The sequence below is a fragment of the Exiguobacterium sp. KJ 601 genome (assembly GCF_027161185.1).
GTDB lineage: Bacteria > Bacillota > Bacilli > Exiguobacteriales > Exiguobacteriaceae > Exiguobacterium > Exiguobacterium profundum.
Genome location: NZ_JADHZG010000001.1, coordinates 1,183,145 through 1,205,999 on the forward strand (window position 1 = coordinate 1,183,145; position 22,855 = coordinate 1,205,999).

Annotated in this window: 28 protein-coding genes and 2 riboswitches; of the genes, 16 read left to right on the plus strand and 12 right to left on the minus strand. The window is 49.4% G+C overall.

Annotation, left to right across the window (positions count from 1 at the left end; all coding sequences use genetic code 11):
* Positions 1 to 4 precede the first annotated feature (4 nt).
* From IRJ25_RS06045 to IRJ25_RS06060, 4 genes are read left to right on the plus strand one after another with little or no spacing between them, the layout of a single operon-like run.
* On the plus strand, positions 5 to 1,009 hold the full coding sequence (locus tag IRJ25_RS06045) for an aldose epimerase family protein (RefSeq protein ID WP_269317916.1): 1,005 nt from the start codon (positions 5 to 7) through the stop codon (positions 1,007 to 1,009).
* Positions 1,006 to 2,175, plus strand: coding sequence for a sn-glycerol-1-phosphate dehydrogenase (locus IRJ25_RS06050; protein WP_269317917.1), 1,170 nt, complete (start codon positions 1,006 to 1,008; stop codon positions 2,173 to 2,175). Before IRJ25_RS06045 ends, IRJ25_RS06050 begins: the two co-directional genes overlap by 4 nt.
* On the plus strand, positions 2,172 to 3,119 hold the full coding sequence (locus IRJ25_RS06055; protein ID WP_031423589.1) for a glycoside hydrolase family 43 protein: 948 nt from the start codon (positions 2,172 to 2,174) through the stop codon (positions 3,117 to 3,119). The genes IRJ25_RS06050 and IRJ25_RS06055 overlap by 4 nt, the downstream gene beginning before the upstream one ends.
* Positions 3,116 to 4,060: a glycoside hydrolase family 43 protein gene (locus tag IRJ25_RS06060; RefSeq protein ID WP_214781240.1), complete on the plus strand. Its 945-nt coding sequence runs from the start codon at positions 3,116 to 3,118 to the stop codon at positions 4,058 to 4,060. The genes IRJ25_RS06055 and IRJ25_RS06060 overlap by 4 nt, the downstream gene beginning before the upstream one ends.
* Before the next feature lie 469 nt (positions 4,061 to 4,529).
* Here IRJ25_RS06060 and IRJ25_RS06065 read toward each other — a convergent pair whose 3' ends face one another.
* The 4 genes from IRJ25_RS06065 to IRJ25_RS06080 form a co-directional block, all read right to left on the minus strand.
* On the minus strand, positions 4,530 to 4,661 hold the full coding sequence (locus tag IRJ25_RS06065; RefSeq protein WP_255344469.1) for a hypothetical protein: 132 nt from the start codon (positions 4,659 to 4,661) through the stop codon (positions 4,530 to 4,532).
* Between the two features lie 372 nt (positions 4,662 to 5,033).
* The gene (locus tag IRJ25_RS06070) at positions 5,034 to 5,558 is read right to left on the minus strand and encodes a DM13 domain-containing protein (protein WP_269317918.1); all 525 of its coding nucleotides are present in this window, start codon (positions 5,556 to 5,558) and stop codon (positions 5,034 to 5,036) included.
* Between the two features lie 101 nt (positions 5,559 to 5,659).
* Complete coding sequence (msrA, locus tag IRJ25_RS06075; protein ID WP_269317919.1) at positions 5,660 to 6,184, minus strand: peptide-methionine (S)-S-oxide reductase MsrA; 525 nt, start codon at positions 6,182 to 6,184, stop codon at positions 5,660 to 5,662.
* A 67-nt stretch (positions 6,185 to 6,251) separates the two neighbouring features.
* Positions 6,252 to 6,351: riboswitch (SAM riboswitch) on the minus strand.
* Positions 6,352 to 6,395: 44 nt separating this feature from the next.
* A complete protein-coding gene (locus tag IRJ25_RS06080) occupies positions 6,396 to 6,557 on the minus strand; it encodes a hypothetical protein (RefSeq protein ID WP_168169845.1) in 162 nt (53 codons plus the stop codon).
* A gap of 113 nt (positions 6,558 to 6,670) precedes the next feature.
* On the opposite strand from IRJ25_RS06080, the gene IRJ25_RS06085 reads away from it, so the two are divergent.
* Together IRJ25_RS06085 and rlmN are read left to right on the plus strand one after the other, a co-directional pair.
* Positions 6,671 to 8,077, plus strand: coding sequence for an amidase family protein (locus tag IRJ25_RS06085; protein WP_214781234.1), 1,407 nt, complete (start codon positions 6,671 to 6,673; stop codon positions 8,075 to 8,077).
* Positions 8,078 to 8,142: 65 nt separating this feature from the next.
* Positions 8,143 to 9,204, plus strand: a complete 1,062-nt coding sequence (gene rlmN, locus IRJ25_RS06090; protein ID WP_031423599.1) for a 23S rRNA (adenine(2503)-C(2))-methyltransferase RlmN — start codon at positions 8,143 to 8,145, stop codon at positions 9,202 to 9,204.
* Positions 9,205 to 9,681: 477 nt separating this feature from the next.
* Here the strand turns inward: rlmN and IRJ25_RS06095 are convergent, their stop codons facing one another.
* The 3 genes from IRJ25_RS06095 to IRJ25_RS06105 all read right to left on the minus strand — a co-directional run bounded on the left by IRJ25_RS06095 (position 9,682) and on the right by IRJ25_RS06105 (position 11,553).
* Entirely contained in the window at positions 9,682 to 9,996 is a 315-nt protein-coding gene (locus IRJ25_RS06095; protein WP_214781232.1) for a hypothetical protein, read from the minus strand.
* Entirely contained in the window at positions 9,997 to 10,296 is a 300-nt protein-coding gene (locus IRJ25_RS06100) for a hypothetical protein (RefSeq protein WP_214781231.1), read from the minus strand. It abuts the gene before it with no gap.
* Positions 10,297 to 10,953: 657 nt separating this feature from the next.
* A complete protein-coding gene (locus tag IRJ25_RS06105) occupies positions 10,954 to 11,553 on the minus strand; it encodes a class I SAM-dependent methyltransferase (protein WP_269317920.1) in 600 nt (199 codons plus the stop codon).
* Between the two features lie 148 nt (positions 11,554 to 11,701).
* Between IRJ25_RS06105 and IRJ25_RS06110 the strand changes: the two genes are divergently transcribed.
* From IRJ25_RS06110 to IRJ25_RS06140, 7 genes are all read left to right on the plus strand, one after another.
* A complete protein-coding gene (locus tag IRJ25_RS06110) occupies positions 11,702 to 12,583 on the plus strand; it encodes an SMP-30/gluconolactonase/LRE family protein (RefSeq protein ID WP_264092562.1) in 882 nt (293 codons plus the stop codon).
* 12 nt (positions 12,584 to 12,595) lie between these two features.
* Entirely contained in the window at positions 12,596 to 12,862 is a 267-nt protein-coding gene (locus IRJ25_RS06115) for a hypothetical protein (protein ID WP_012726390.1), read from the plus strand.
* Between the two features lie 110 nt (positions 12,863 to 12,972).
* Positions 12,973 to 14,172 (plus strand): GTP-binding protein, encoded by a 1,200-nt coding sequence (locus IRJ25_RS06120; RefSeq protein ID WP_269317921.1) that lies wholly within the window; start codon positions 12,973 to 12,975, stop codon positions 14,170 to 14,172.
* A 59-nt stretch (positions 14,173 to 14,231) separates the two neighbouring features.
* Positions 14,232 to 14,332: riboswitch (TPP riboswitch) on the plus strand.
* An 82-nt stretch (positions 14,333 to 14,414) separates the two neighbouring features.
* Complete coding sequence (locus tag IRJ25_RS06125; RefSeq protein ID WP_214781227.1) at positions 14,415 to 15,005, plus strand: Ykof family thiamine-binding protein; 591 nt, start codon at positions 14,415 to 14,417, stop codon at positions 15,003 to 15,005.
* The gene (locus IRJ25_RS06130; protein WP_012726387.1) at positions 14,998 to 15,573 is read left to right on the plus strand and encodes an ECF transporter S component; all 576 of its coding nucleotides are present in this window, start codon (positions 14,998 to 15,000) and stop codon (positions 15,571 to 15,573) included. Before IRJ25_RS06125 ends, IRJ25_RS06130 begins: the two co-directional genes overlap by 8 nt.
* Positions 15,566 to 16,909, plus strand: coding sequence for an ABC transporter ATP-binding protein (locus tag IRJ25_RS06135; RefSeq protein ID WP_269317922.1), 1,344 nt, complete (start codon positions 15,566 to 15,568; stop codon positions 16,907 to 16,909). Before IRJ25_RS06130 ends, IRJ25_RS06135 begins: the two co-directional genes overlap by 8 nt.
* Complete coding sequence (locus IRJ25_RS06140; RefSeq protein WP_214781222.1) at positions 16,891 to 17,625, plus strand: energy-coupling factor transporter transmembrane component T family protein; 735 nt, start codon at positions 16,891 to 16,893, stop codon at positions 17,623 to 17,625. Before IRJ25_RS06135 ends, IRJ25_RS06140 begins: the two co-directional genes overlap by 19 nt.
* A 9-nt stretch (positions 17,626 to 17,634) precedes the next feature.
* Here IRJ25_RS06140 and IRJ25_RS06145 read toward each other — a convergent pair whose 3' ends face one another.
* Both IRJ25_RS06145 and IRJ25_RS06150 read right to left on the minus strand, forming a co-directional pair.
* A complete protein-coding gene (locus IRJ25_RS06145) occupies positions 17,635 to 18,222 on the minus strand; it encodes a DUF1643 domain-containing protein (RefSeq protein ID WP_012726384.1) in 588 nt (195 codons plus the stop codon).
* 28 nt (positions 18,223 to 18,250) lie between these two features.
* A complete protein-coding gene (locus tag IRJ25_RS06150; RefSeq protein WP_230872907.1) occupies positions 18,251 to 18,934 on the minus strand; it encodes a lytic transglycosylase domain-containing protein in 684 nt (227 codons plus the stop codon).
* Between the two features lie 86 nt (positions 18,935 to 19,020).
* Between IRJ25_RS06150 and IRJ25_RS06155 the strand changes: the two genes are divergently transcribed.
* Entirely contained in the window at positions 19,021 to 19,716 is a 696-nt protein-coding gene (locus IRJ25_RS06155) for a CPBP family intramembrane glutamic endopeptidase (protein WP_214781220.1), read from the plus strand.
* Here IRJ25_RS06155 and IRJ25_RS06160 read toward each other — a convergent pair.
* Positions 19,649 to 20,572: an alpha/beta hydrolase gene (locus tag IRJ25_RS06160; RefSeq protein WP_269317923.1), complete on the minus strand. Its 924-nt coding sequence runs from the start codon at positions 20,570 to 20,572 to the stop codon at positions 19,649 to 19,651. The genes IRJ25_RS06155 and IRJ25_RS06160 overlap by 68 nt on opposite strands.
* A 116-nt stretch (positions 20,573 to 20,688) precedes the next feature.
* On the opposite strand from IRJ25_RS06160, the gene IRJ25_RS06165 reads away from it, so the two are divergent.
* Together IRJ25_RS06165 and IRJ25_RS06170 are read left to right on the plus strand one after the other, a co-directional pair.
* On the plus strand, positions 20,689 to 20,817 hold the full coding sequence (locus IRJ25_RS06165) for a hypothetical protein (protein ID WP_264092559.1): 129 nt from the start codon (positions 20,689 to 20,691) through the stop codon (positions 20,815 to 20,817).
* The gene (locus tag IRJ25_RS06170; RefSeq protein ID WP_264092558.1) at positions 20,810 to 21,160 is read left to right on the plus strand and encodes a hypothetical protein; all 351 of its coding nucleotides are present in this window, start codon (positions 20,810 to 20,812) and stop codon (positions 21,158 to 21,160) included. Before IRJ25_RS06165 ends, IRJ25_RS06170 begins: the two co-directional genes overlap by 8 nt.
* On the opposite strand, the gene IRJ25_RS06175 is transcribed toward IRJ25_RS06170, so the two are convergent.
* Together IRJ25_RS06175 and IRJ25_RS06180 are read right to left on the minus strand one after the other, a co-directional pair.
* Positions 21,111 to 21,788, minus strand: coding sequence for an ABC transporter ATP-binding protein (locus tag IRJ25_RS06175; RefSeq protein ID WP_269317924.1), 678 nt, complete (start codon positions 21,786 to 21,788; stop codon positions 21,111 to 21,113). The two genes, IRJ25_RS06170 and IRJ25_RS06175, sit on opposite strands and share 50 nt — an antisense overlap.
* Positions 21,785 to 22,798 carry an ABC transporter permease gene (locus tag IRJ25_RS06180; protein WP_269317925.1) on the minus strand — a complete coding sequence of 338 codons (1,014 nt, stop codon included), beginning with the start codon at positions 22,796 to 22,798 and terminating at the stop codon, positions 21,785 to 21,787. Before IRJ25_RS06180 ends, IRJ25_RS06175 begins: the two co-directional genes overlap by 4 nt.
* Between the last annotated feature and the right edge of the window lie 57 nt (positions 22,799 to 22,855).

The window sequence follows — 22,855 nt, forward strand, 5'->3', positions numbered from 1 at the left end:
TGTCATGAAGCGGCAACTAGAAACAGCGATTGACGAGTCGACAATCACGCTCGAGAACGATGTGTATCGATTGAACATATTGACTTACGGAGCGACGTTGCAAGAATTTTCGATTCAGGATGACGGCTGGAAAAATATCGTCTTGTCGTACGACACAGTCGAGGCGTACATGCAGGACACGTATTATTTGGGTGCGACGATCGGACGGGTCGCCGGACGGATCGACCAGAGTACGTTCGACCTGGATGGCGTGACGTATCACGTGCCCGCGAATGAAGGTGTCCATCACCTTCATGGCGGAGAAGGGTTGCACCGTCGCGTCTGGACGGTCGAACAGAGGACGTCCGACCGTGTGACGCTTCATTGCGTCAGTCCGGACGGAGAGAACGGATATCCCGGGACACTCGATGTCCGCGCCACGTTCGAACTGGCCGACCACGGCGTCACCATCACATACGAGGCGACCTCTGATCAAGATACGGTGTGTGATTTGACGAACCATACGTATTTCAACTTGAGCGGAGGTGAGCGGGACATCTTGAACCAAGAGCTTACGTTGTCCGCCGACACGTTCGCTGAGCTGCGGGATGATTTGATTCCGACGGGTCGCTTGCTTGAAGTCGATCAGACAGCGTTTGATTTCCGGTCTGGTCGTGTCTTGGCGGTCGGTCTCGAGTCAACCCATCCACAAAACGAATTGGTCAACGGCTATGACCATCCGTTCGTCTTCGCGGAGCGACGGGAAGCGAGACTATATGAGCGAGAGTCACAGCGAGAGTTGACGATCTCGACGACGGCCCCGGCCATCATCCTCTATTCGGGCAATCAGATGAACGAGACGACTTCATTGCGTGAAGGGACGTCGAGACGTCACTACGGCGTCTGTCTGGAACCGCAACACCTCCCTGATGCAGTTCACCACGAAACGTTCCCGTCGATTCGCTTGAAGGTGGGAGACACGTACCGTTGGCAAACGACGTACCGCGTCGAGACAGGAGTCAGCCGATGAACCTCGAACAGATTAACGAACACGTTCAAGCTTGTGATTGCGGGAACCCCCATCACGCGATCACGATTGAACGGATGGTCGCGTCCGAACACGTCTGGGTCGAATTGGCTGCGTTCGTCCACGAAAAAGAGTGGAACCGTCTCCTCGTCGTCGCCGACATGAATACCGAGCGCGTCGGGTTTCTCCCACTACGAGAAGCCTTGATTGATATCGGAGTTGATGTGTCGCTCGTCTCGCTTCAAGCGGATGAGCAAGGCGACGTGTTGGCGGAGGAGCGCTCGGTCGTACAAGTATTGCTTCAACAAGATGAAACCGTCGACGCGCTCATTGCGCTAGGTGCAGGCACGATTCATGACATCACCCGGTTCTGTGCGGCCAAAACGAAAGTACCGTTCATCTCGGTGCCGACCGCGCCGTCAGTGGACGGCTTCACGTCGAAAGGGGCGCCTCTCATTGTGAGAGGCAAGAAAATCACGTACCAGCTTGTTTCTCCGATTGCGGTGTTCGTCCCGAGTCAGGTGATTCGGAAGGCGCCGGACGCGTTGATCGCGGCCGGGGTCGGCGATATGCTCGGGAAATACACGTCTTTGTTGGACTGGCGGTTCGGAGCATTTGACGGCGGTGAACCGTTTTGTCCGGGCGCCGCATCACTGACGGAACAGGCGTTACAATCGTGTGTGGACGCCTTGCCTGCCATCTATAAACGAGACGCGGACGGATTGGATCAACTGATGGAGTCGTTACTATTGTCCGGAGTCGCCATGTTGATTTTCGGTCATTCGCATCCAGCTTCCGGGGGTGAGCATCACTTGTCCCACTATTGGGAGATGGACTTCATCGCCAACCATCGTCCGGCGGTCCTCCATGGAACGAAAGTCGCCATCGCCACGATTGAACTCATCGATTCCTATAAAACAATGATGCTTGAATGGTCCGACACGCCGGGCGCGCTACGGGCGTGGGCCGAGCAGATGCCGACGCGGCAAGAGCTCGAACACATCTTCCACGCGTTACAAGCACCGCTGCGGCCGGACGAGATCGGGGTCTCCTCGCTCCTGTTGGCGAGTAGCAAGAGAGAGGCGTACCGTTTGAGAGAACGACACACACTGTTAAAACATATGAGTTTGAACCGAACAGAATCTGAGATAGGGGAGCGTTCTTTATGAGAGAGACGATTACGAATCCGCTAGTGGAACAACGAGCGGACCCATGGATCATGCGCCATACAGATGGCTATTATTACTTCACGGCCTCGTTGCCGGACTTCACGGGCATCCCGCTCCGTCGGGCGAAGACGCTCGCGGCTTTGACCGAGGCGGAAGAACGAGTCGTCTGGACCAAACGTGAGACGGGCATCATGAGTGCGAACATCTGGGCCCCGGAATTACATCATATCCAAGGGAAATGGTACCTCTATTTCGCGGCCGCGCGAGAAGATCACGTCTTCGATCATCGGATGTATGTGCTCGAGAACAGCTCGGCGAATCCGCTCGAAGGGGAATGGGTCGAAAAAGGACAGGTCCGGACTTGGTGCGAATCGTTCGCGCTTGATGCGACGACGTTCGAGCACGAGGGGCGCCTCTATTATGTGTGGGCCCAAAAAGACCCGGCCATCGATGGCAACTCGAACCTCTACATCTCGGAGATGGAGAATCCGTGGACGCTCACAGGGCCACAGACGATGATTGCGACGCCGGAGTATGACTGGGAGAAGATTGGGTTCCTCGTGAACGAGGGCCCGGCCGTCTTGAAACGGAAAGGCCACATCTACATCACGTTCTCTGCGAGTGCGACGGACCATCACTACTGCATGGGTCTTCTGCGCGCTACGGTGACGAGCGATTTATTGGACGCGGCGAGTTGGACGAAGCATCCCGAACCGGTCTTTGGAACCGATGAAGCGGCGAGTCAGTATGGACCGGGCCACAACAGTTTTACGACATTAGAAGACGGGACAGACATACTCGTCTACCACGCCCGCAACTATAAAGAAATTGTCGGGGACCCGCTTTGGGACCCGAATCGACATACGCGTGTCCAACCGTTCATATGGGATGAAGCCGGTCCTGTGTTCGGCCGACCGATACGTGACGAGGAGGTAGTAAGATGAACCAAGTAGAGGATCGACATTTGATTTTAGAACAGCGGGCCGACCCATGGGTCTACTTGCATACGGATGGCTATTACTACTTCACGGCGTCGGTGCCTGAGTATGACTTGATTGAGTTACGCCGCGCCAAGTCGCTTCAAGCGCTTCGGACGGCGGAGCCGGTGATCGCATGGGTCAAACACGAGACAGGCCCGATGAGCGACTTGATTTGGGCTCCTGAACTGCATTACATTCACGGCAAGTGGTACCTCTATTTTGCGGCCGCGAAGTCGCGGGGCATCGTCAACGGTCTCTTCGACCACCGCATGTTCGTATTGGAGAACGAATCGGCAAATCCGCTCGAAGGGGAATGGGCCGAAAAAGGCCAAATTCAGACCGAGTGGGATTCATTCGCACTCGATGCAACCGTGTTTGATCATAAAGGGACTCACTATTTGGTGTGGGCTCAAAAAGATCCGGCCATCGAGGGGAACTCTAATTTATACATCGCCGAACTCGAAAATCCATGGACGATCAAATTGCCGCAAGTCATGCTGACGAAGCCTGAGTATGATTGGGAGACACGTGGTTTCCTCGTCAATGAGGGGGCGGCTGTATTGAAGCGAAACGGCCACATCTTCATCACGTATTCGGCGAGTGCGACCGATGAGAATTACTGCATGGGTATGTTGTGCGCCTCGGACGACGCTGATGTGTTAAACCCGGCATCGTGGTCGAAATCGTTCCGACCGGTGTTCCAGACGAATGTAGACGTAAGTCAATTTGGTCCCGGTCACAACAGTTTTTCCGTGAACGAAAAAGGAGAAGACGTTCTGATTTACCATGCTCGGACGTATACGGAAATCGAAGGGGACCCACTCTACGATCCGAACCGTCATACGCGTGCACAAGTGTTCACGTGGAATGAAGAAGGGCGCCCGGAGTTTGGGTCTCCTCAATGAGAAATAAAACCATTTAAGTGATTGATGTCATATCTTATCATTCAGAGAATATATGCACAAAGCAGGTTGATAAACATAATTTTTAACCAATATAAATGATGTTTAAGTAAGTGTAATTGCCGGCCAACAGATACATTTGTCGACAATTTTACTTACTTGTTTGAGGAGAAATTGGAGATGTTCCCAGATTTTTTCCGGACTCTCAAGGTAGCTGTCGAGCTCTTGTCCTATTTAGTCCGATAGTGTTTCGAGATTGGCTCTCCGTTCTTCGTTCTTCTTCATCTTGGCCATCGCATCAGATTCCTTCATTTAGCAAGTCAGTGACAGACTTGTAGTATCCATAAATTAGTTCAGTTCACATTCGAGTTGTGGCGATGTTTCTGGGATGTCGAGTAACAGCCATGCCCGTTCGAAATTAATGGGAAGCAAGACTATCTCGCAATACGAAATATCATTTAATAGATGATGGTCAGATACGGATATCCGGATGTTGTACAGTTTTCCATAGATAAGAACCGTGACGGTTTTCGGCTGAAGCGTCAGCAGTTGTCCCATCGTGAACGGACGGACGAGTGGTCACATAAGATTCATCTGCTCTCATAAGTTAGTGTGTCCTTCTATTGCTTTTGGTACTCAATGGGTTCCCGCACGACACTTGCTTATTGATTAAGTCATCGACATGATGGGAAATTTGTGTACTGATTGAGCGTCGGACCGAATTTTTGATGGGTTCGCTATTCTCATTCATATGTTGCACTTTCGCCAGTTTACGCATCTAAAAGAGTATAGCGTTGCGGAACGAGTTGACGTCCAGCGGAGGATATTCTGATTCTCTTGCGCAAACTTGAAGGTGTCGCGGACGGCGAAACGCTTTGCATATACGCAATTGAAGATTGATGATTGTTTTATATTATTTCAGCCGATTTCAAATGAAAAGAGGGTGGCCGATTCATTCAGCCACCCTTCAGTCTGTTCATTCACTTGATCCAGTCAGTTCTCCCGTCCCGAACGTCGCGCTGAACGCACGGCACCAGATGACGACGGTGTTGTACTCTTCTAGATTCACATCAGTAGGGATCAAATAGTTTTGATTCCCGATGTTCCCTCTTAGCGCCCCTAGACTGACGCCTTCGGTCGTCTCCTGTCCTGGTTTCGTCAAATAGACGAATAAATCAGGACCGTTTGTCGTCTCAAATTCTTCAAATCGAAGGTACGTCCCGTCTTCTACCTCGACCGAGCGGATTGTGCCGGTCGTCTTATAATTTTTCTCCCCGTCCATGAACACACCCGCTACTTCGGTTGGACTCGGTTGTGCTTCCGGTGTCTCGGACGTCTCTTGATCTGATTCCTCTTCCTCTGGAGCTGGTGATTCGACTGCTGTCTGCGGCAATCCTTCATCGACCGTCTCGGTTAAGAATAGTGGGGAGATGAGCCACCAGGCAACAGTGATTACGGCTACGCCAATCACACCGATGATGAGTTTCGTGCTTGTTTTCATATATGAGTCCTCCTTTTCGGATGTATGAACGGTTATTTCCCAATTCCCGATTAATGTGCTAATTAAAAGACGCGAATGCTAACATTCGCGTCTGAAGACCGTTATACGGTTTCCGTCCAGTTTTCCTCGATGAACTCGTCGCGTCCCGAGATGGCCCGGTCCTCCTTATAATGCTTCGGATTCTTTTTATGATAATCCTGATGGTAGTCTTCTGCAGCGAAGAACGTCGTCGCCGGAATGATTTTCGTGACGATCGGAGCCGTGAATCGACCACTTGCCGCCAACACATCGCGACTCGCATCAGCCGCGACTCGTTGTTCTTCGGTGTGATAGAAGATGGCTGGGGCATACTGAGGTCCCCGGTCTTGGAATTGACCACCATCGTCCGTCGGGTCTGTCTGAATCCAATACAGCTCAAGAAGACGCTCATATGAGAAAAGAGATGGATCATATGTGATTTGAACGACCTCGAGGTGCCCCGTCGTCCCTGTTTTCACTTGTTCATATGTTGGATTGTCGACCTGTCCGCCCATATAGCCGGACACGATTCCTTCAATCCCTGGTAATTCTTCAAATGGTGTCACCATGCACCAAAAACAGCCGCCTGCGAATGTTGCTTTTTCCATACTGTCGTTCCCTCCAAATCGTCATTCAACAAAAAAGCGCTCACGTCGGATGACATGAGCGCTTTCGTCATATCGTCCAAGGTTTCCCTTGCTGGTCGTAGCACCTTGCCTAAGGCAGGTTGCTGTGAAGTCGCGGAGCCAGGTCTCTCGTTCACTCTTGATATCGATATGTAGTTGGTGAGAGCATCATACCACCCTCAAAATACATTCGTCAATGATTCGGTTTTCGTTTCAACTGAAAAACCGTCAAGACGATGATGAATCCAATCAACCCGATGGAAATGAGCGTACCATACGGCACATTCTCCCCGTATAGCTGTAAGAAAAATAGACCGAATACGGCAAGCAACACAAAGACATAGGAGCGTGTCATTGGGACCTCCTGTTTTTTCTTAAGTGTATCAAGAACACATCGACTTGGCGATACGAAAAGGAAATCAGACGTAGAGCACGAATAAAGGGGGAGAGGTAAAGGAGGAATGTAGGATGGAACAAATCCAATTACATGAACTGACGATTGAAGGTGCGCATCGTGGGTATAAAGAAGGACAATTCACGGCGAGAGACGTGACCGCCTACTATTTAGGACGGATTGCGACGTATAATGAACGACTTCACGCCGTCATTCAAGTCAATCCGGACGCGCTGTTCGAGGCAGAGGCAGCAGACCGGGCCTACCGAAAAGGGGTACGCAAACCGCTACTCGGCATTCCCGTCTTAATCAAAGACAATATCGAGACGAACGGTCTGATGCGAACGACTGCAGGTGCTGCCGCGATGCGACATCATTTCGCCGCTCGAGATGCCGAGCTCGTCAAACGGTTGCGGGCTGACGGGGCCATCATCCTTGGCAAAGCGAACCTGTCCGAGTGGGCGAACTTTTTAACGGAAAATATGCCGAACGGCTGGAGTGCCGTCGGTGGACAGACGATGAACCCATACGGCGACGGGTTGGATGTCGGTGGATCAAGCTCAGGGTCGGCTTCGGCGGTCGCGGCAAACCTCACGCTTCTCGCAGTCGGGTCTGAGACGAGCGGTTCAATCGTCCATCCGAGTGTCCATAACAGCATTGTCGGGATCAAACCGACCGTCGGATTGATCAGTCGCTCCGGAATCATCCCGATTTCACGTTCTCAAGATACGGCGGGACCGATGGCGCGTACGCTTCGTGATGCGGTCATCGCCTTACAATCGATGTGCGGTGAGGATGAATCGGATCCCGCGACTCTCGAGACACCGGTCGGTCCCCCATACGTGACATGTCTCGATGTGAGGCAGGCGGTTGGGATGCGCGTCGGGTTCGTCAAACCGGACATTTCTGAAGAAGAAGTCGGATTGTACGAAGGCGCGCTCCGATTGCTACGGCAAGCCGAGGTCGAACTCGTCGAGGTCACGCTACCAAAGCATGAGGCGCTAGAACAGGCGGACATCCTGTTCGACGAATTCAAGCTCGGGGTCGAGGCGTATCTTGCCATCACGACCGTGCCGTTTAAAACGCTTTCCGATTTGATCGAGTGGAACTCGGAACATCCTGAATCGATTCCGCACGGTCAGACCATCTTTGAAGAAGCGAACGTCAAATCTGGAAAACTGACTGAAGCGAACTATCTCAACCGTCGCATCGAGGACGTCCGTCTCGCCAAAACGGAAGGGATTGACACATTGCTTGCGTCACATAAACTGGACGCACTCGTGCTGCCACATGACATGAACTATGACATGGCTGCAAAAGCAGGTCATCCGACGATTACAATCCCATATCAATTGAAAAAGAGCGGTGCCCCATTCGGTCTCTCGTTCACGGGGACGAGCTATGCGGAGCGTGATTTAATCCGAGTCGCTTATGCGTTCGAACAGTTCGTCACACGACCGACGCCTCCAGATTATTCGTAAGTTGCACCCGTCTCTCACGTCCGCTACAATGGTACGTATGCGGATTAGAGAAAGGACAGATTACAATGAAATCATCTATATACGGGTTGACGTTCGATCAACTCACAAACGAGTGTACGGAAGCGGGATACGGTGCCTTCCACGCACGTCAAGTTTGGGACTCGCTCTACATCGACCGGGTCAAATCGATGGACGACCTCAACGTACGTGATGAGGTGCGTGATTACTTAACAGAGAAATATGTCATCTCGACACAAGAACTGTTCGTCAAACAAGAAGCGGGCGACGGGACGGTCAAATTCTTACTTAAATTACATGACGGGCACTACATCGAGACGGTGCTCATGCGTCACAAATACGGACGTTCGGTCTGTGTGACGACTCAGGTCGGTTGTAACATCGGCTGTAGTTTCTGTGCGAGCGGCTTGTTGAAAAAGACGCGTGACTTGACGGCGGGTGAGGTCGTCGAGCAGATCATGACCGTCCAACACTTCCTCGATGAAGAGGGTGAAGGGGACCGCGTCAGCCATATCGTCGTTATGGGAATCGGTGAACCGTTCGATAACTTCGACAACTTGGTCGACTTCTTGCGTGTCGTCAAAGATGAGCGTGGACTTGCTATTGCTCCGCGTAAAATCAACGTGTCGACGAGTGGTCTCGCGGATAAGATCTACAAGTTCGCAGACCTCGACTTACGCATCAACTTGGCGCTCTCTCTACATGCGCCAAACGATGAATTACGTACTCGCATCATGAAAATCAACCGGGCGTTCCCGCTTGATAAACTCATGCCGTCGATTCGCTATTACGTCGAGAAGACGAACAAACGAATCACCTTCGAGTATATCCTGCTCTCGAAAGTGAACGATTTGCCGGAACATGCGGAAGAACTCGCCGACTTGATCGAAGACATCAAAGACAAGTCGTACGTCAACTTGATTCCATATAACCCGGTCAACGAGCACATCCAATATGAGCGAAGCACGCCTGAGGACATCATGGCGTTCTACGATATCTTGAAAAAACGTGGCGTCAACACTGGTGTCCGTCTCGAGCACGGGACAGACATCGATGCGGCATGCGGACAACTCCGCAGTAAGCATATGAACGTCGAAGGCGCGAAGTAAAAAAATGGCCACTCCGGGAGATTGAACTGAACCCTGAATGATAGACACTTGATAAAAAGTGCTCATTCAGGGTTTTTGACGTTTCCCTTTTTGGTCGAGCACGGTCGTGGCAAGTCGATTCGTTTCGAATAGATCTAACGATAGATGGTGGAGAAGATAATTTGTTCCGGCGACCAGGTCGCTCGCAGCTTCCCGATGATTGCCCGGCGCGTCTTGTCGTCGAGCTTCGTCGTTGTGTCACAATTGGCCTTCGACTTCTCGTAGCGGCCCCGTCTTGAGATGGACCAGATGGACATTCCGAGCTTCACATAGGTCTCTACTTCACACGTTTTATTGTGGTAAGGTGGTGTGGCTCATGAGATTTCCTATGTCTGAATATATGTGTGGTAATTTCATTCGACACAAGGAAAGCGTCAAGGTTTTTTGTGTTCACTTTTGGCCGTTGCACTTAATTTTATAATTCATCATAAGTAAAACTTAACCCCACCACATGGCAACGACAAAGAATGACCAACTAACAACAAACGGGGCCGAAATAAATCCAATCATGATAAATCCCTGATACTGTATATAGTTAGAGTCTTTTATCTTAAAAACTATACGAAACATCAAGAACATGATGAAACTTAACAAATATAATATCCATCCTAAGATGCTCAACCCTGTTAGATAGTAAATCGGATAGATATCAACAATGTGATCACTTAAAAAGTAGGCGATCCCTTGACCGAAAACACACAATATTGTTGCTGTTAAAAGGCTGATAACCAATAAAAAGTAAGGATTCTTCATTCACTTTCCTCCTTTATTTTTCTTCTTGTTTTTTACCTGATACAGTATAAAATCTAGAGTTAAACCGTAAAACAATCCGATTATCACTCGAAGAAGATAGCCTCCCCACAAAATTTCGTCAGCTGATTCATCAAATATAAAACTTCGAAATGTTTCACTGTAAACCATATGATATAGGATTGGATCTAATCCGAAGAAAAAGAATAATAGGCCTTTATCATCCTGGTCGGTAAAATTCAAATAACAAACAAATATAGAGACTAACACAAACCAAAAACTAAATGTTTTAATAATTTTCAAGGAAATACCCCCTTCTCTTTTCAGCTTGCACTATTGATAAGTGTAATTTTACACCATAGTTGTAATTTTACCAATACCAAATATTGTGAAAATCCTAATGAATATTCACCAACAATTTTCCATAATGATGATCTAATTTATCTCAATGGCACTTTCATTAAAACAATCAATAATTTATGAAGAATAAGTGTTTTTCTTTGTTTTGTGTTTAAGAAAGATAGCATTCATTCCTATTAAATTTTTAAAAAGTCGAAAAAAACATTAAAAGTACTAAGTACAAACGAACCAATAAAAAAAGTACTAAGTACAAACGAACCAATAAATTTATAAAATGAAAAACTCTTGTAACTAGATAATTTTCAAAAGTTATTATGAACGGATTAGAGCGCCGGATATTCGCCATTGTCGTTTGCCCAAGGTAATAGATCTATATGCGGAAACACATTACATCTATATGATTGCGAAGGATACGTGATAAATGACTAGCCTTCTTTGCTTTGTGACACTCCTATACAGAATTGTTTCCAGCAACGAACACAAACAGCGGAATATAAAAGAGATGACCCCGGAGCAATACCGGAGCCATCTGATTGCCGTATAGAATTCGAGTTACTCAGTCCATAAAACTGGGCTCGTTTAAACGAAAAGGCCGTTCGTTTACCGTTTTTGCCCGACATATTGAATCACAGCAGATTCGCCGTGATGAAGCGTGCCTTCTTCTCGCCAGACGACCGTCTCATGTAAGACGAGCGGTACGAAATCGTCCTCTAGTTGGTGGAACATCTCTTCGGTGTAAAGAAGTGAGGCGTCGTTTGGTCCACCTGTCCCGTAAGCGAGTTGATGTGTAGAGTAGACTTCACTCAGGAACAAACTACCAGGTCGAAGCGTTTGTTGGATACCCGTAAACACCTTTTCTCTGACGTGTGGAGGAAAGTGGCCAAAGATACAGATGACCATGTCATACGCCTTGTTTGGCCAATCGGCTTCATTCAAGTCGATCTGTTTCGTCTGAATGGACACGTTTCGTGACGTCGCCAATCGTTTCGCTTTGTCGATCCCTGCTATAGAAACGTCCCATATCTCGACTTCAAAGCCGAGCGTGGCGAGCCACACCGCGTTTCGACCTTCGCCCTCCGCGATGGCCAATACACGTTTTCTTTCAGGTTGATGAGACGTGACCCATTCGCGTAAAAATTCGTTTGGCTCTGTCCCATACACATACTCTTCCGAACTAAATCGTTCATCCCATTTCGACAAGCCATTCACTCCCTCGCTACGTTTCTTTCACTATAGCAAAACGAACGGACGACGGTGAAAATCCAACACGATTTTCTGGATTCATGCATAGTCCCAATGCGAGAGGGGAATAGATTTCTGAACTAATGGATAGAGTGGAGGCTAAGTGATGGAGAAAGTAGATGCGTCGTTGTGGATTCGTGTACGAAATACGCTTGGTGAAGGTCCGTGTTGGGATGCCGAGCTGAAGCGGTTTTATTGGGTAGATATCGAAGGCCATACATTGTGGTGGTATGACGAACGTGAGGATGAAATCTCGTCGTTTGAAGTCGGGAAACAAGTCGGTTTCGTCATTCCGAAAGTGACGGATGGCGTTGTCCTTGGTTTGAAGGACGGCATTTATGAGTGGGATGAGATCAATCGGGACTTGAAGAAGATTGTCGAGTTGGATGATCCGGACGGTCAATTGCGGTTCAATGACGGAAAAGCCGATCCATACGGTCGAATCTTCGCCGGAACACTTCATCTCGAAGACAAAGAGAATCAAGCGACATTGTATCGTGTCGATCGGGATGGTACGACGACGACACTCATGGATGAGCTCACACTTTCGAACGGGTTGACGTGGTGTCCTGACCATTCCGTTTTTTATCATATCGATACACCGACTGAAACGATTCGCCAATATGATTTCGATTTGAAGGCGGGTACGTTATCAAATGGAAAGGTCGTCATCGATTTTGCGGACGAGGATGGCTTCCCGGATGGTATGACATCAGATACGGAAGGATGTTTATGGATTGCGCATTACGCCGGAGGTAAAGTATCTCGCTGGAATCCATCAACCGGTGAAAAGCTGTTAGAAGTTCACGTTCCTGCACCGAATGTCACATCCTGCGCCTTCATCGGGGATGGGCTCAATCGATTGGCCATCACGACGGCTCGTGAGGGGATGGATGAGGAAGCGTTAGCCGAATATCCGGATGCTGGATCGGTATTTATCATCGATACAGAGGTGAAAGGGATGCCGCTTTATCGCTTTGGGCGTTGAGGAGGACATGCAATGGTGAAACGACTGTTAGTTCGAGCGGGTATTGGGTTGGCAGTTGCGGCAGCGGTCAAGATGGGGATTCAAAAGTTGCAAGAAAATCGAGCGCGGGAAGAAGATCATTCTTATCTCGACCCAAAATGGGACGAGGTGCCGAGTGTCGATTCTGACAAGGACGAGGATGAGGTCGGGTTGACGCAACTCGACTCCATCTATCGGGCGGAGTGGCAAGCGAACGCCTATCCACGCTCGGAAGCAGAACGAAAAGCGTTGGAAGAATAAGAGCATGTTTTTCAAAACACGTCCGTATGGCGTGTTTTTTGTTGACAAATCGAATCAGTCATTTCAATATATAAAAAGTAATGATTACGATTTAATGGAGGTTCATCAATATGAAACGAATTCCAATTACAGTACTCTCGGGTTATCTTGGTAGCGGAAAGACGACACTGCTCAACCACATCTTACATAACCGGGAAGATAAAAAATATGCGGTCATCGTGAACGATATGAGCGAGTTGAACATCGATGAGAAATTGATTGAACAGGGTGGTTTCTCCCGTACCGATGAAAAATTAGTCGAACTCTCGAACGGGTGCATCTGTTGTACCCTACGTGAGGATTTGCTGACAGCGGTCTATGAGTTGACAAAGGATCGCGACCTCGATGGCATCATCATCGAGTCTTCTGGTATCTCTGAACCGATTCCCGTTGCGCAGACATTCACGTATGCCGATGATGCGCTCGGAATCGATTTGACGAGCCGTGTCTATATCGATGCGATGGTCACTGTCGTCGATGCGTATCGTTTCTTCAAAGATTTCAATTCTGGTGAATCGCTCATGGAACGTCAACAAGCCGTCGATACAGGAGATGTCCGTGAAGTCGTCGACCTACTCGTCGATCAAGTCGAATTTGCGGATATCATCGTGTTGAATAAGGCAGACCGGGTGTCTGAAGCGGAACTGCAGGAGATGAAGGGGCTACTTAAGACACTCAACCCAAGCGCCCGATTATTGACTTCAACGTACTCCGACGTTGCGTTAGACGATCTACTCGATGTCCAGTTGTTCGATTTCGATCAGGCGATGCGTGCGGCGGGATGGATTCAAGAACTTGAGGCAGAAGAACATACGCCGGAAACGGAAGAGTATGGCATCAGCTCGTTCGTCTACCGTCGTCGTCGACCGTTCCACCCTGAGCGTTTGATGAATTGGATGGAGCATTACCCTGAAGAAATCGTCCGCGCCAAAGGCTTCTTGTGGATCGCGTCACGGAACGACCTTGCCTGTCTCTACTCCCAGGCCGGATACGCATCGACGCTCGAACATGCCGGTCGTTGGTTAGCGACCCTTCCCGAGAGTGAACGAGAGGCCATGTTCTCCTCAGAACCTGAACTGCGCGAGGACTACATCGAGCCGTACGGAGACCGACAGAACGAATTGGTCCTTATCGGTCAACGGATGGACCGGGATGCGGTCGAGCAATCACTTGACGCCTGTTTGTTGACGGATGAGGAGATGGTAGCGGAGTGGGATTCGTTCCATGACCCACTTCCTGGTACTGGCCAACTCGTCACCTATTCAGATTGACCGTTTACAAACTGACGAAACATCGCTATACTGTGACTGCATAAGTAACCGCATATCAATGACTGCACTAGGGGTGCTTCGGCTGAGATGTGAGCATGGCTCCGATCCCTTATAACTCGATCCAGGTAATACTGGCGTGAGGAAGTGCGGCACTTTCTCTATGCAAGTTTGTATAGATTTTGTTGCTGCATTCTCATGAATGCGGCTTTTTTTATGCAAACACATATAGAGGGGGAAACAAGATGAATGAATCATGTGGCACGAGTCCGATTGTAGGATTTCGCTTCACGCTTAGCCCAATGACAGATGACTTTGTCGGGACGATCAAAGGGGCATTGAAAGGAACGAATATGACGGGTGTGTGGCGACATACGGATGACGTGTCGACCGTGATCCGAGGTCGCGCCGAGCACGTGTTCGACGTCGCACGGACCGTCTTAAGCCTGGCTTCGGAGGAAGGACGCCATGTCTCGATGAGCGGAACCTTCTCTGTCGGATGTCCGGGAGATTCGGCAGGGGATGAGGTGCTCGAGGCACCACCACAACCACTGAATGGAATTTCAAGAGAACAGTATGTCTCGTCACAGTTCGCGCTTTATCCGATGGGGGCGGAGAACTATATGGATCTCATCTATGAAGAAATCGAGCAAGCGAAACAGGCGGGTGTCTATAATGACTCCATGCACTACGCGTCAGGCATTCATGGGAACTTGGATGATGTGTTCTCGTATTACGAGTCGGCGTTCAACCGGACACGCGAGAAGAATCGACACGTCGTCATGACGGTGACGTTCAGTGTGAACAGTCCGTCACATGGAGGACAACATGCTTAAATCGTGGAAATTGAAAGAGGTCGTCCTCGTCTCCGTATTGTCTGTCGTCTTTGCCGTCGTCTACTTATTGTTTGTTCATATCGGGAACTTATGGGCAGGGTTGATTGGACCGATCGCCTATGAATGGATTTTCGGTATCTGGTTCATCGTGTCAATCATCTCGGCGTATATCATTCGGAAGCCAGGTGCGGCCTTCATCTCGGAGGTGATGGCAGCGACGATTGAAATGTTGATTGGGAATGCGATCGGACCGCGCATCATCTTGGTCGGCATCGTCCAAGGTCTTGGGGCGGAAGCAGTCTTTGCGATGACAGGTTATCGTCGATACGAGCTTTGGGTTCTCATGCTTGCTGGATTTGGCTCGGCCGTCACGAGTTTCGTGTACACTTACTTCATGAGCGGATTTGCGATGCTTGAACCAGGATATGTAGCGACGATGTTCGGGCTGCGGGCGGTCAGTGGCATGGTCATCGCAGGAATCGGTGGGAAGTTGCTCAGTGACCTGTTGCTCAAGACGGGGTCGCTTCGCGGCTATGCGATCGCTCGGAGTGGGAACGTCCATGGTTGAAACAGAATCGCTTTCATTCCGATTCCCCGAAAGTCTGGACACCATCTTAAAAGATGTGTCACTATCCATAAAACCTGGACGCACGATTTTGACAGGAGCGAGCGGAAGCGGGAAGTCGACCCTGCTCGCGCTGTTAAATCGTCTCTATCCAGAGAATTGTGATGGAATCCTGGAAGGCAGACTCGAACTACTGGGATGCTCTCACGACGACTACGCACCAGGCGAGATCAATCAGCGGGTCGGGACGGTATTCCAAGACCCGGACACGCAGTTCGTGATGGAACGGGTGGAAGAGGAACTCGTCTTCACACTCGAAAATTTGCGGACGCCGGTCGAGGTCATCGATCAGCACGTGACGGAGATTCTCGAGTCACTCCAACTGACCGATTACCGAAATCGTCACATCGATTCCTTGTCAGGAGGGGAGAAACAGCGGATCGCCGTCGCTTGCGCTATGGTCGGACAACCGGAATGGTTGCTTCTCGATGAGCCGTTGACACACCTTGATCCAGTGACCGCGAATCGATTTGTCGACTGGCTCGATCACTTGGACAACGTGAACGTCATCGTTGTCGAACATCGCGCGCACTTGTGGGGAGACTTTTTTGATTGGCACATCGAACTCGATCAAGGACGGATTGTACGGAACAAGCCGTTTCAACCGGTCGATGATTTTTCATTCACACGATCGTCATTGCCACGACAAGCAGTCGAACACTATGTGGTCGACGAGGTGCAGCGTGACACATTTCGATTAAAAGGAGTGACCCTAAAAGCTCGGATCGGGGAAGTGATTGCCATATTAGGACCAAATGGGAGTGGAAAGTCGACGTTTTTACGAAGTTTGACGGAGTCTGATCGCCGGGTCGGACTCGTCCCTCAATCTCCGGAACACTTATTTTTCATGAACTCGGTCGAGCAAGAGCTACAGTTTGGTCATGAGGAATCGATTGATAACGTACTAAAGGAGCTATCCCTCGAGGATAAACGAGTCCTCCATCCATTGTCACTCAGTCATGGACAGAAGCGACGACTCGCCGTCGGGATCCAGTTACTCTCCGACAAACAGTTGCTTGCCTTCGATGAACCGACGGCTGGCCAAGATGAACCGTCACTCCATGCACTAGAGATTTTGATGAAGCGACATGCGGCAAAGGGACAGACGATCCTGTTCGTGACCCATGACTTATCGTTCGCCAATATCGCCCATACGTTCTATTTGATGAAGGATGGAGAACTCTCAGGACCATTCGGGGATGAGCTTTGGGAGGACACGGAGAGACTTCGTCATTATCGACTAGCGGGAGGACGACAACGATGTCACTCCATGATATGAATCCGACAATCAAGTTCGGGACGATGACAATCATCATGTTCGGGCTTGCCTTGTTTTATAACCCTTGGACCCCGCTCGTCATCATCGTCGGTACGTTGACGATTCAATTGCTGGCGACGGACGTGTGCTGGAAGAAGTGGAGCCTGTTTTTGATTCCTTTTCTCGTCACGGCGCTCGGGACGTTTTGGACGACACTCGTGTTTGGGAAGGAGCTCGGGGGCGAGACGTGGGTAACCCTTCTCGGTCAAGATATCTCAAAAGAAGAGGCGCGCGTCGCTACGTCTCTTAGTCTCCGTGTATTGGCGTTCACCGTATTGTCGCTCCTCTTCATGTTGACGACCGATTCGAAACGTTTCGTCATGAGTTTGATGCAACAGGCGAGGCTTTCACCGACGATTGCCTACAGCGCGCTCGTCGGATTCCGCTTCCTTCCGTTGATGCAACGGGAGATGTATCAGCTTCAATACGCGCATCGTCTTCGCGGCGTTCCGCTCGATACGAAATGGGAACGGATTCGTCATGTACCGAAACTCCTTCTCCCGCTGTTGGCAGGTTCGATCCGACGTGCGGAACGGGTCGCCTTCTCTATGGAGGCGAGGGGTTTCACGAGTGGGAAACGGACCGTCTATGAGCGGATTGACGTCAAACCGTCCGATTACATATGGTCCGGTATATTCTTCACACTGTTTGGCCTTTCCATTTGGATCGGCATATGAAAAGACGACTCACGGAGAGTCGTCTTTTTTCGTTTCTTTCACGATGCGAAACTTCGGTTTGACCGATTCGTTGTTGAACGCCTCGAGAACGGTATTCTCGTTTGCCATTCGAATCTGTTGTGGCTCGCCTTTTGCTGTCGTACCGATGCAATACATGTTCGCTTCATAATCCGCAAAGAGCGATTTGTAAGATGTCGCGTGGTGCATCAAGCGACCTGGAGACCCCCAACCGACGATGATCATCCCGCCGCTTGCTTCTACCTCTTGTAACGTCTCTTCGACGTAATGGTAGTTCGTCTCATCGAGTTGAGACTCCACGTATGGAAGGTTGTCATTGATGGCGAGTGTCGGGACGAGACTGATGACCCGCATTTCTCGAATCGGTTGTGACAAATGATTTTGCATCAACATATAAGCACGCTGTGTCGTCGTGCCAGACAAAAAGGCATCGCTCATCCGCGGCGAGTAAATAATGACGGCGCATATGACGCCATCCTCCACATCGGTGAACTCATACGTTCGCATATAGCGTTTCGTTTTATCTTCATTGAAGATTGATTTGACGCGGATGGTTACTTCTTCTACATGCGTGTTCATTTCCATTCCTCACTTTTTCATGTAAGCATCAGCCGAGCGATTTAAACCACTCGACATATCGAATCGTGTAATAAGCAACTCGTTGACTAAGCGTATCACGCTCATCAGGCATGAACGTCACGCTTGATTCATAGTTCTCGAAGTACGTCATGACATCATTGACATATTGCTCACTTCGATTGTATTCGAAGATAGCGTTTCGGACGGATGTGACTGAATCTGTCTTTTTTCCACCGTGTTCACTTAAATAATACGCCGCCGTGTGCGCAGAATCAACTAGACTATGTGGGTCAGCTTTTCCATCGCCGTTCCCGTCGCGACCGAGTCCGCCATACTGTTCAATCAAGGCAAGGTCCGTCAAATCCACTTCGTCTTCTGGGACATCGCCTTTTTGGTCATCGGTATCATATTCCCAACCGAGCCAAGTACGGGGCATGAATTGAAAAGGTCCGATCGCGCCGACAGACGAACGCATCGACGAACTGTGTGAGAAGATGGTCTCTACACGGTGAACGGCAGCCAGTAGGCGCCAGTCCACGTCATATGTTTCAGCAGCGTCTTGATAGACGGCCAGATGTGTGTTCGGAACACCGTTCTCTCCATAATAGGTTCGATACAATCCATTGTTCACTTTATCATGTTGACCGAGCCAGCCGACTGCCCCGAGCAAAAGCACGAGCACAATAATGAAACCGGTCAGTCGCAGCATCATACGTTTCAAGATACCGCCTCCTAGCTTTTAGACAATACCCGAATAGTGTAGCATATAGCTAAGAGGAAGGACAGGAGTGGATATGGATGCTTGAACGTTTGATTTTTACAGCCATTATCGGCTACATGCTGATCGTTCAAATCTTCAATGCCAAATTGATTCGTCCCTTGATTGAAACGAGAGGACGGGCATGGGTATATGAACAAACCGTGAAATCGGCATGGGGGCTGACCTTGTTGATTGTTGCCCTCATCTTTTTATTTCAAGTACCGCCATCAGAAGTCGGATTGAGGTTCGGACCAGAAGCGGGGAACGAACAGGCATGGCAAGTCTTTTACTTGTCATGCATCCTAGTCACCGTGACACTCGTCTTTTATCTGTTGGTCAAAACATCAGCACGTCTCCGACATGTGTTACGCCCTTACTATGAGCTCGATTTAGAGAAGATGCTACTACCCCGGACAAAAGCAGAAGAACAGGCTTGGAACGCCGTCTCGGTCACGGCTGGCGTGACCGAGGAATTCATATTCAGAGGAGTCCTGCTATACACGATTTCCCTCTATATCGAGGTGCCGGATGTGACTCTCGCCTTAATCGGGGGCGCCCTTTTCGGTATGGCCCACGCCTATCAAGGGATAAAGGGAGTCTTCACGACAGGGATCGTTGGATTCGGACTAGGTATCCTCTATTTAGGGATGGGTGTCCTTTGGCCGGTCATGGTGTTACATGTGCTACTTGATTTGATTGCCGGTCCAATCCATGTCGATGCAAAAAGCGAGTGACCGCCTCCTCATACGCAGGAGCGTCCTTGATCATGCAATCGGTATGTTCTGCGCCATCAATCAATACCAAGTCGTTCTTCCGGTTCAATGCATTCATTTCGACCGACATCCACGTCGGGACGAAATCATCTTTTGAACCATGTACGAATAGGATTGGGGTCGTCGTTTCCGTGACGGCCTTTTTTGGTTGGACTTGTCTCATCGTGAACCCGGCACGAGACCAAAGGAAATAGTCGATTCCCGGTAAAATGAGCTCGGCTGGGATGTGGTGTAACTCTCTCAGTTGATAACGCATCAATTGTTTCATATCGTCAAACGGACATTCTGCGATGACGAAGTCGACGTTCGTGAGCGGAGTCGTCTGCAAGACGGTGGCCGCTCCCATCGAGACGCCGTGAAGCCCGACTTGATCGACTGTTTCCTCTGTCTTCAACCAGTCCACCCAGTCGATCATATCGACTTTTTCATGGAAACCATATGAGGCATAAATTCCTTCGGACTCCCCGTGTGAACGTAAATCGACGGCAAGCAGGTTAAAGCCGAGACGATGGAACATGGCGAGGTGAGGGGCCATGAAACTATGTGATGCGGTATATCCATGTACGAACACAATCCATTTTGTTGACCCCTCATTCCGATAGATACGCCCGTAGAGGCGGTACTCATCACGAGATTGAATCGAGACATGCTCGAACGGTACGTCATGATAAAAGTTGCGATCTTCGTCCGTATATGGAGCGAGTAACATCTCCGGAGTCTTTCGTTTGCCCCGCGTCATTCGTTTGAAGGCATAGTAGCTGACCGCGTAGTAGCCTGTGAAAAGTGATGCCAATCCAATTTTCCATTTTCGTTGCATTAATACCGACTCCTTTCAACGTTATTGTACCCGAAACGAATCGATACGGTCCTGTTTTCTTATATAAGGAGAGGGCATACAGAACATAATCGTGTGAATATCAGGAATCAAGGCACATGGAAAGGCATGATCTTGAACGATACGATGGAGTGACAACAGCAGGAGGGTGGGGACATCTATATGGAGAGGTCAAAGATCTATCGAATGATACAAATGGTGTTGAGCGACAGAAAGGGGATGCTTGAACGGGGAGTAACGTTCTCGTGGACGATTGAAGGAGATGAACGAATCATCGGACTCGTATTTGATGTTATTCTCGACCGTTATTTTCTATATAATCAAACAAGCCTCCTCACCGAGGTACAAGAGATTGCGCGTCTAGTCGAATGTCGACCAGAGGAAATCGTTCGCGCACTCTCCTGTCTTTCGGGGATTCGACTCGAATCGAATCATATCATCGAACGATTGATGAACATCGAAGAGGCAACCATTTCGGAGAACGGATCAATCCTTGTCGCCATTCGCCTTGGAGGATGGCTCACTCATCAATTGCATCAAATTGGTCGTGATGCCCTTCTTCCTTGTTGAGCTCGGTCAAGGTACCGTCAATCACGCGAAGGACGCGATCACACACATCGAGCATGCGTTCATCATGTGTGATGACGACGACACGTCTCCCTTCTTCATGCGCTTGTTTGGCCAATAACGCCATCACACGGCGTCCATTCTCATAATCAAGACTCGCCGTCGGTTCATCTGCCAAAATGAGTTGCGGGGAGTTGATCAAGGCACGTGCGACGGCGACACGTTGCTTTTCACCTCCCGACAATGTCGACGGGAGATGATGCAGGCGGTGTCCTAAGCCGAGGTCGGTCAATAGTTGTTTCGCATCTATCTGTCTCTTCTCCTGAATCAGCTCAAGTTGCTCGAGCACCGTCAAGTAGGGAATCAGGTGGGCCTGCTGAAACACGAACCCGACTTCATGTAGACGTAACAGACGACGTTGTTCCTCATCTAATTCGAATACGTCCCGTTCGTTCATCAAAAATGCTCCTTGATCTGGTTTTCGCAATAGACCGAGGATATATAACAATGTACTCTTCCCGCTACCACTCGGACCGACGATGGCAACGCATTCCCCTGGCCATACATGTAACTCGATGTCATTCAATACGAGCTGACCGTCAAACTGATGTGATACATGGCTTAACCTCATGATGCTTTTCCTCCTATGATTTCAATTGCGTCGATTTGACGTAGTTTCCATAACGGTAACAACGCGCCAAGAACAGATAAGAAAATGAACATGGATCCGAATAGCGCGACATGACCGAAGTCGACGAGAAACGGTAACGATGATGGAATCAACGCATCGACGACGTACATGAACCCGATCGATGTGGCGACTGCGGCAGATACGATGACGATGACCTGAAAGAGCAGTGCCCGTCCGATGATTCGAGGAGAGAGACCGATTGCCTTCAGAATTCCGAGTTCAGGTAACTTTTGAAGCGTGAACAAATAAAAGAATGCGGTCAAAATAAACGTTCCGATCACGAGTAGAAAAGCACGCATCATCGTGAATGTGCTTTGCTCGGCACTATATCCAGGAACCGACTCAATCAAATCTTGTTGACTCATGACGAGCGGATTGGACATCGTGGATTCCGTTCCAATCTCAGCCGATACATATGGACGTTGTTCGGAGTAATCCAAATAATCGAACCACGTCTCGTTCGTCGTGTAAATCACCGGTCCATGACTGTAGCGTCCAGGCGCCTCACCGGCGATCGTAAAACGATATTCGGACGCAAAGTCGGTTAACGTGTCACCTGTTCCAAGCTGTTCTGAAAGACTTGGGTCAAACAAGACTTCACCTGTTTCTAGATAAGTACCTGGGCCAATATTACTTCCACTTGGAAGGGCGAATAGCGTGACCTCTTCTTTTTTTCCATCAATCGTGACCGTGAGCTGTCGGACGCTCATCGTTTCGTTTGAAGTATCCGCTGTGACGTCTATAAATGATCGTGTCAATTGACCTTCTGAGTCCGGATCAAGTTGATACGTCGTAGCATTCAATTCGTGCAAGGCAGAACCGTTATCATATGCGAGCCCGTCTGCTAGCCCTGTGATGAGTGTCGTCAACATGACAATCAATAATGTGATCACGAACAACATGGAAAACTTTCTTTTCTGTCTCCACATCTCTTTCCAACCTAACTGCATAAAAAAACCTCCTTCAAGTGCTGATGAAGGAAGTGTACGTAATCAATATGAACAGAA

Excerpts from the sequence above, each read along its gene's own strand:
- IRJ25_RS06045 (WP_269317916.1), top strand. The coding sequence starts at position 5 with ATGAAGCGGCAACTAGAAACAGCGATTGACGAGTCGACAATCACGCTC.
- IRJ25_RS06050 (WP_269317917.1), top strand. The coding sequence starts at position 1,006 with ATGAACCTCGAACAGATTAACGAACACGTTCAAGCTTGTGATTGCGGG.
- IRJ25_RS06055 (WP_031423589.1), top strand. The coding sequence starts at position 2,172 with ATGAGAGAGACGATTACGAATCCGCTAGTGGAACAACGAGCGGACCCA.
- IRJ25_RS06060 (WP_214781240.1), top strand. The coding sequence starts at position 3,116 with ATGAACCAAGTAGAGGATCGACATTTGATTTTAGAACAGCGGGCCGAC.
- IRJ25_RS06065 (WP_255344469.1), bottom strand. The coding sequence starts at position 4,661 with ATGAGAGCAGATGAATCTTATGTGACCACTCGTCCGTCCGTTCACGAT.
- IRJ25_RS06070 (WP_269317918.1), bottom strand. The coding sequence starts at position 5,558 with ATGAAAACAAGCACGAAACTCATCATCGGTGTGATTGGCGTAGCCGTA.
- msrA (WP_269317919.1), bottom strand. The coding sequence starts at position 6,184 with ATGGAAAAAGCAACATTCGCAGGCGGCTGTTTTTGGTGCATGGTGACA.
- IRJ25_RS06080 (WP_168169845.1), bottom strand. The coding sequence starts at position 6,557 with ATGACACGCTCCTATGTCTTTGTGTTGCTTGCCGTATTCGGTCTATTT.
- IRJ25_RS06085 (WP_214781234.1), top strand. The coding sequence starts at position 6,671 with ATGGAACAAATCCAATTACATGAACTGACGATTGAAGGTGCGCATCGT.
- rlmN (WP_031423599.1), top strand. The coding sequence starts at position 8,143 with ATGAAATCATCTATATACGGGTTGACGTTCGATCAACTCACAAACGAG.
- IRJ25_RS06095 (WP_214781232.1), bottom strand. The coding sequence starts at position 9,996 with ATGAAGAATCCTTACTTTTTATTGGTTATCAGCCTTTTAACAGCAACA.
- IRJ25_RS06110 (WP_264092562.1), top strand. The coding sequence starts at position 11,702 with ATGGAGAAAGTAGATGCGTCGTTGTGGATTCGTGTACGAAATACGCTT.
- IRJ25_RS06115 (WP_012726390.1), top strand. The coding sequence starts at position 12,596 with ATGGTGAAACGACTGTTAGTTCGAGCGGGTATTGGGTTGGCAGTTGCG.
- IRJ25_RS06120 (WP_269317921.1), top strand. The coding sequence starts at position 12,973 with ATGAAACGAATTCCAATTACAGTACTCTCGGGTTATCTTGGTAGCGGA.
- IRJ25_RS06125 (WP_214781227.1), top strand. The coding sequence starts at position 14,415 with ATGAATGAATCATGTGGCACGAGTCCGATTGTAGGATTTCGCTTCACG.
- IRJ25_RS06130 (WP_012726387.1), top strand. The coding sequence starts at position 14,998 with ATGCTTAAATCGTGGAAATTGAAAGAGGTCGTCCTCGTCTCCGTATTG.
- IRJ25_RS06135 (WP_269317922.1), top strand. The coding sequence starts at position 15,566 with ATGGTTGAAACAGAATCGCTTTCATTCCGATTCCCCGAAAGTCTGGAC.
- IRJ25_RS06140 (WP_214781222.1), top strand. The coding sequence starts at position 16,891 with ATGTCACTCCATGATATGAATCCGACAATCAAGTTCGGGACGATGACA.
- IRJ25_RS06145 (WP_012726384.1), bottom strand. The coding sequence starts at position 18,222 with ATGAACACGCATGTAGAAGAAGTAACCATCCGCGTCAAATCAATCTTC.
- IRJ25_RS06150 (WP_230872907.1), bottom strand. The coding sequence starts at position 18,934 with ATGATGCTGCGACTGACCGGTTTCATTATTGTGCTCGTGCTTTTGCTC.
- IRJ25_RS06155 (WP_214781220.1), top strand. The coding sequence starts at position 19,021 with ATGCTTGAACGTTTGATTTTTACAGCCATTATCGGCTACATGCTGATC.
- IRJ25_RS06160 (WP_269317923.1), bottom strand. The coding sequence starts at position 20,572 with ATGCAACGAAAATGGAAAATTGGATTGGCATCACTTTTCACAGGCTAC.
- IRJ25_RS06165 (WP_264092559.1), top strand. The coding sequence starts at position 20,689 with ATGGAAAGGCATGATCTTGAACGATACGATGGAGTGACAACAGCAGGA.
- IRJ25_RS06170 (WP_264092558.1), top strand. The coding sequence starts at position 20,810 with ATGCTTGAACGGGGAGTAACGTTCTCGTGGACGATTGAAGGAGATGAA.
- IRJ25_RS06175 (WP_269317924.1), bottom strand. The coding sequence starts at position 21,788 with ATGAGGTTAAGCCATGTATCACATCAGTTTGACGGTCAGCTCGTATTG.
- IRJ25_RS06180 (WP_269317925.1), bottom strand. The coding sequence starts at position 22,798 with ATGCAGTTAGGTTGGAAAGAGATGTGGAGACAGAAAAGAAAGTTTTCC.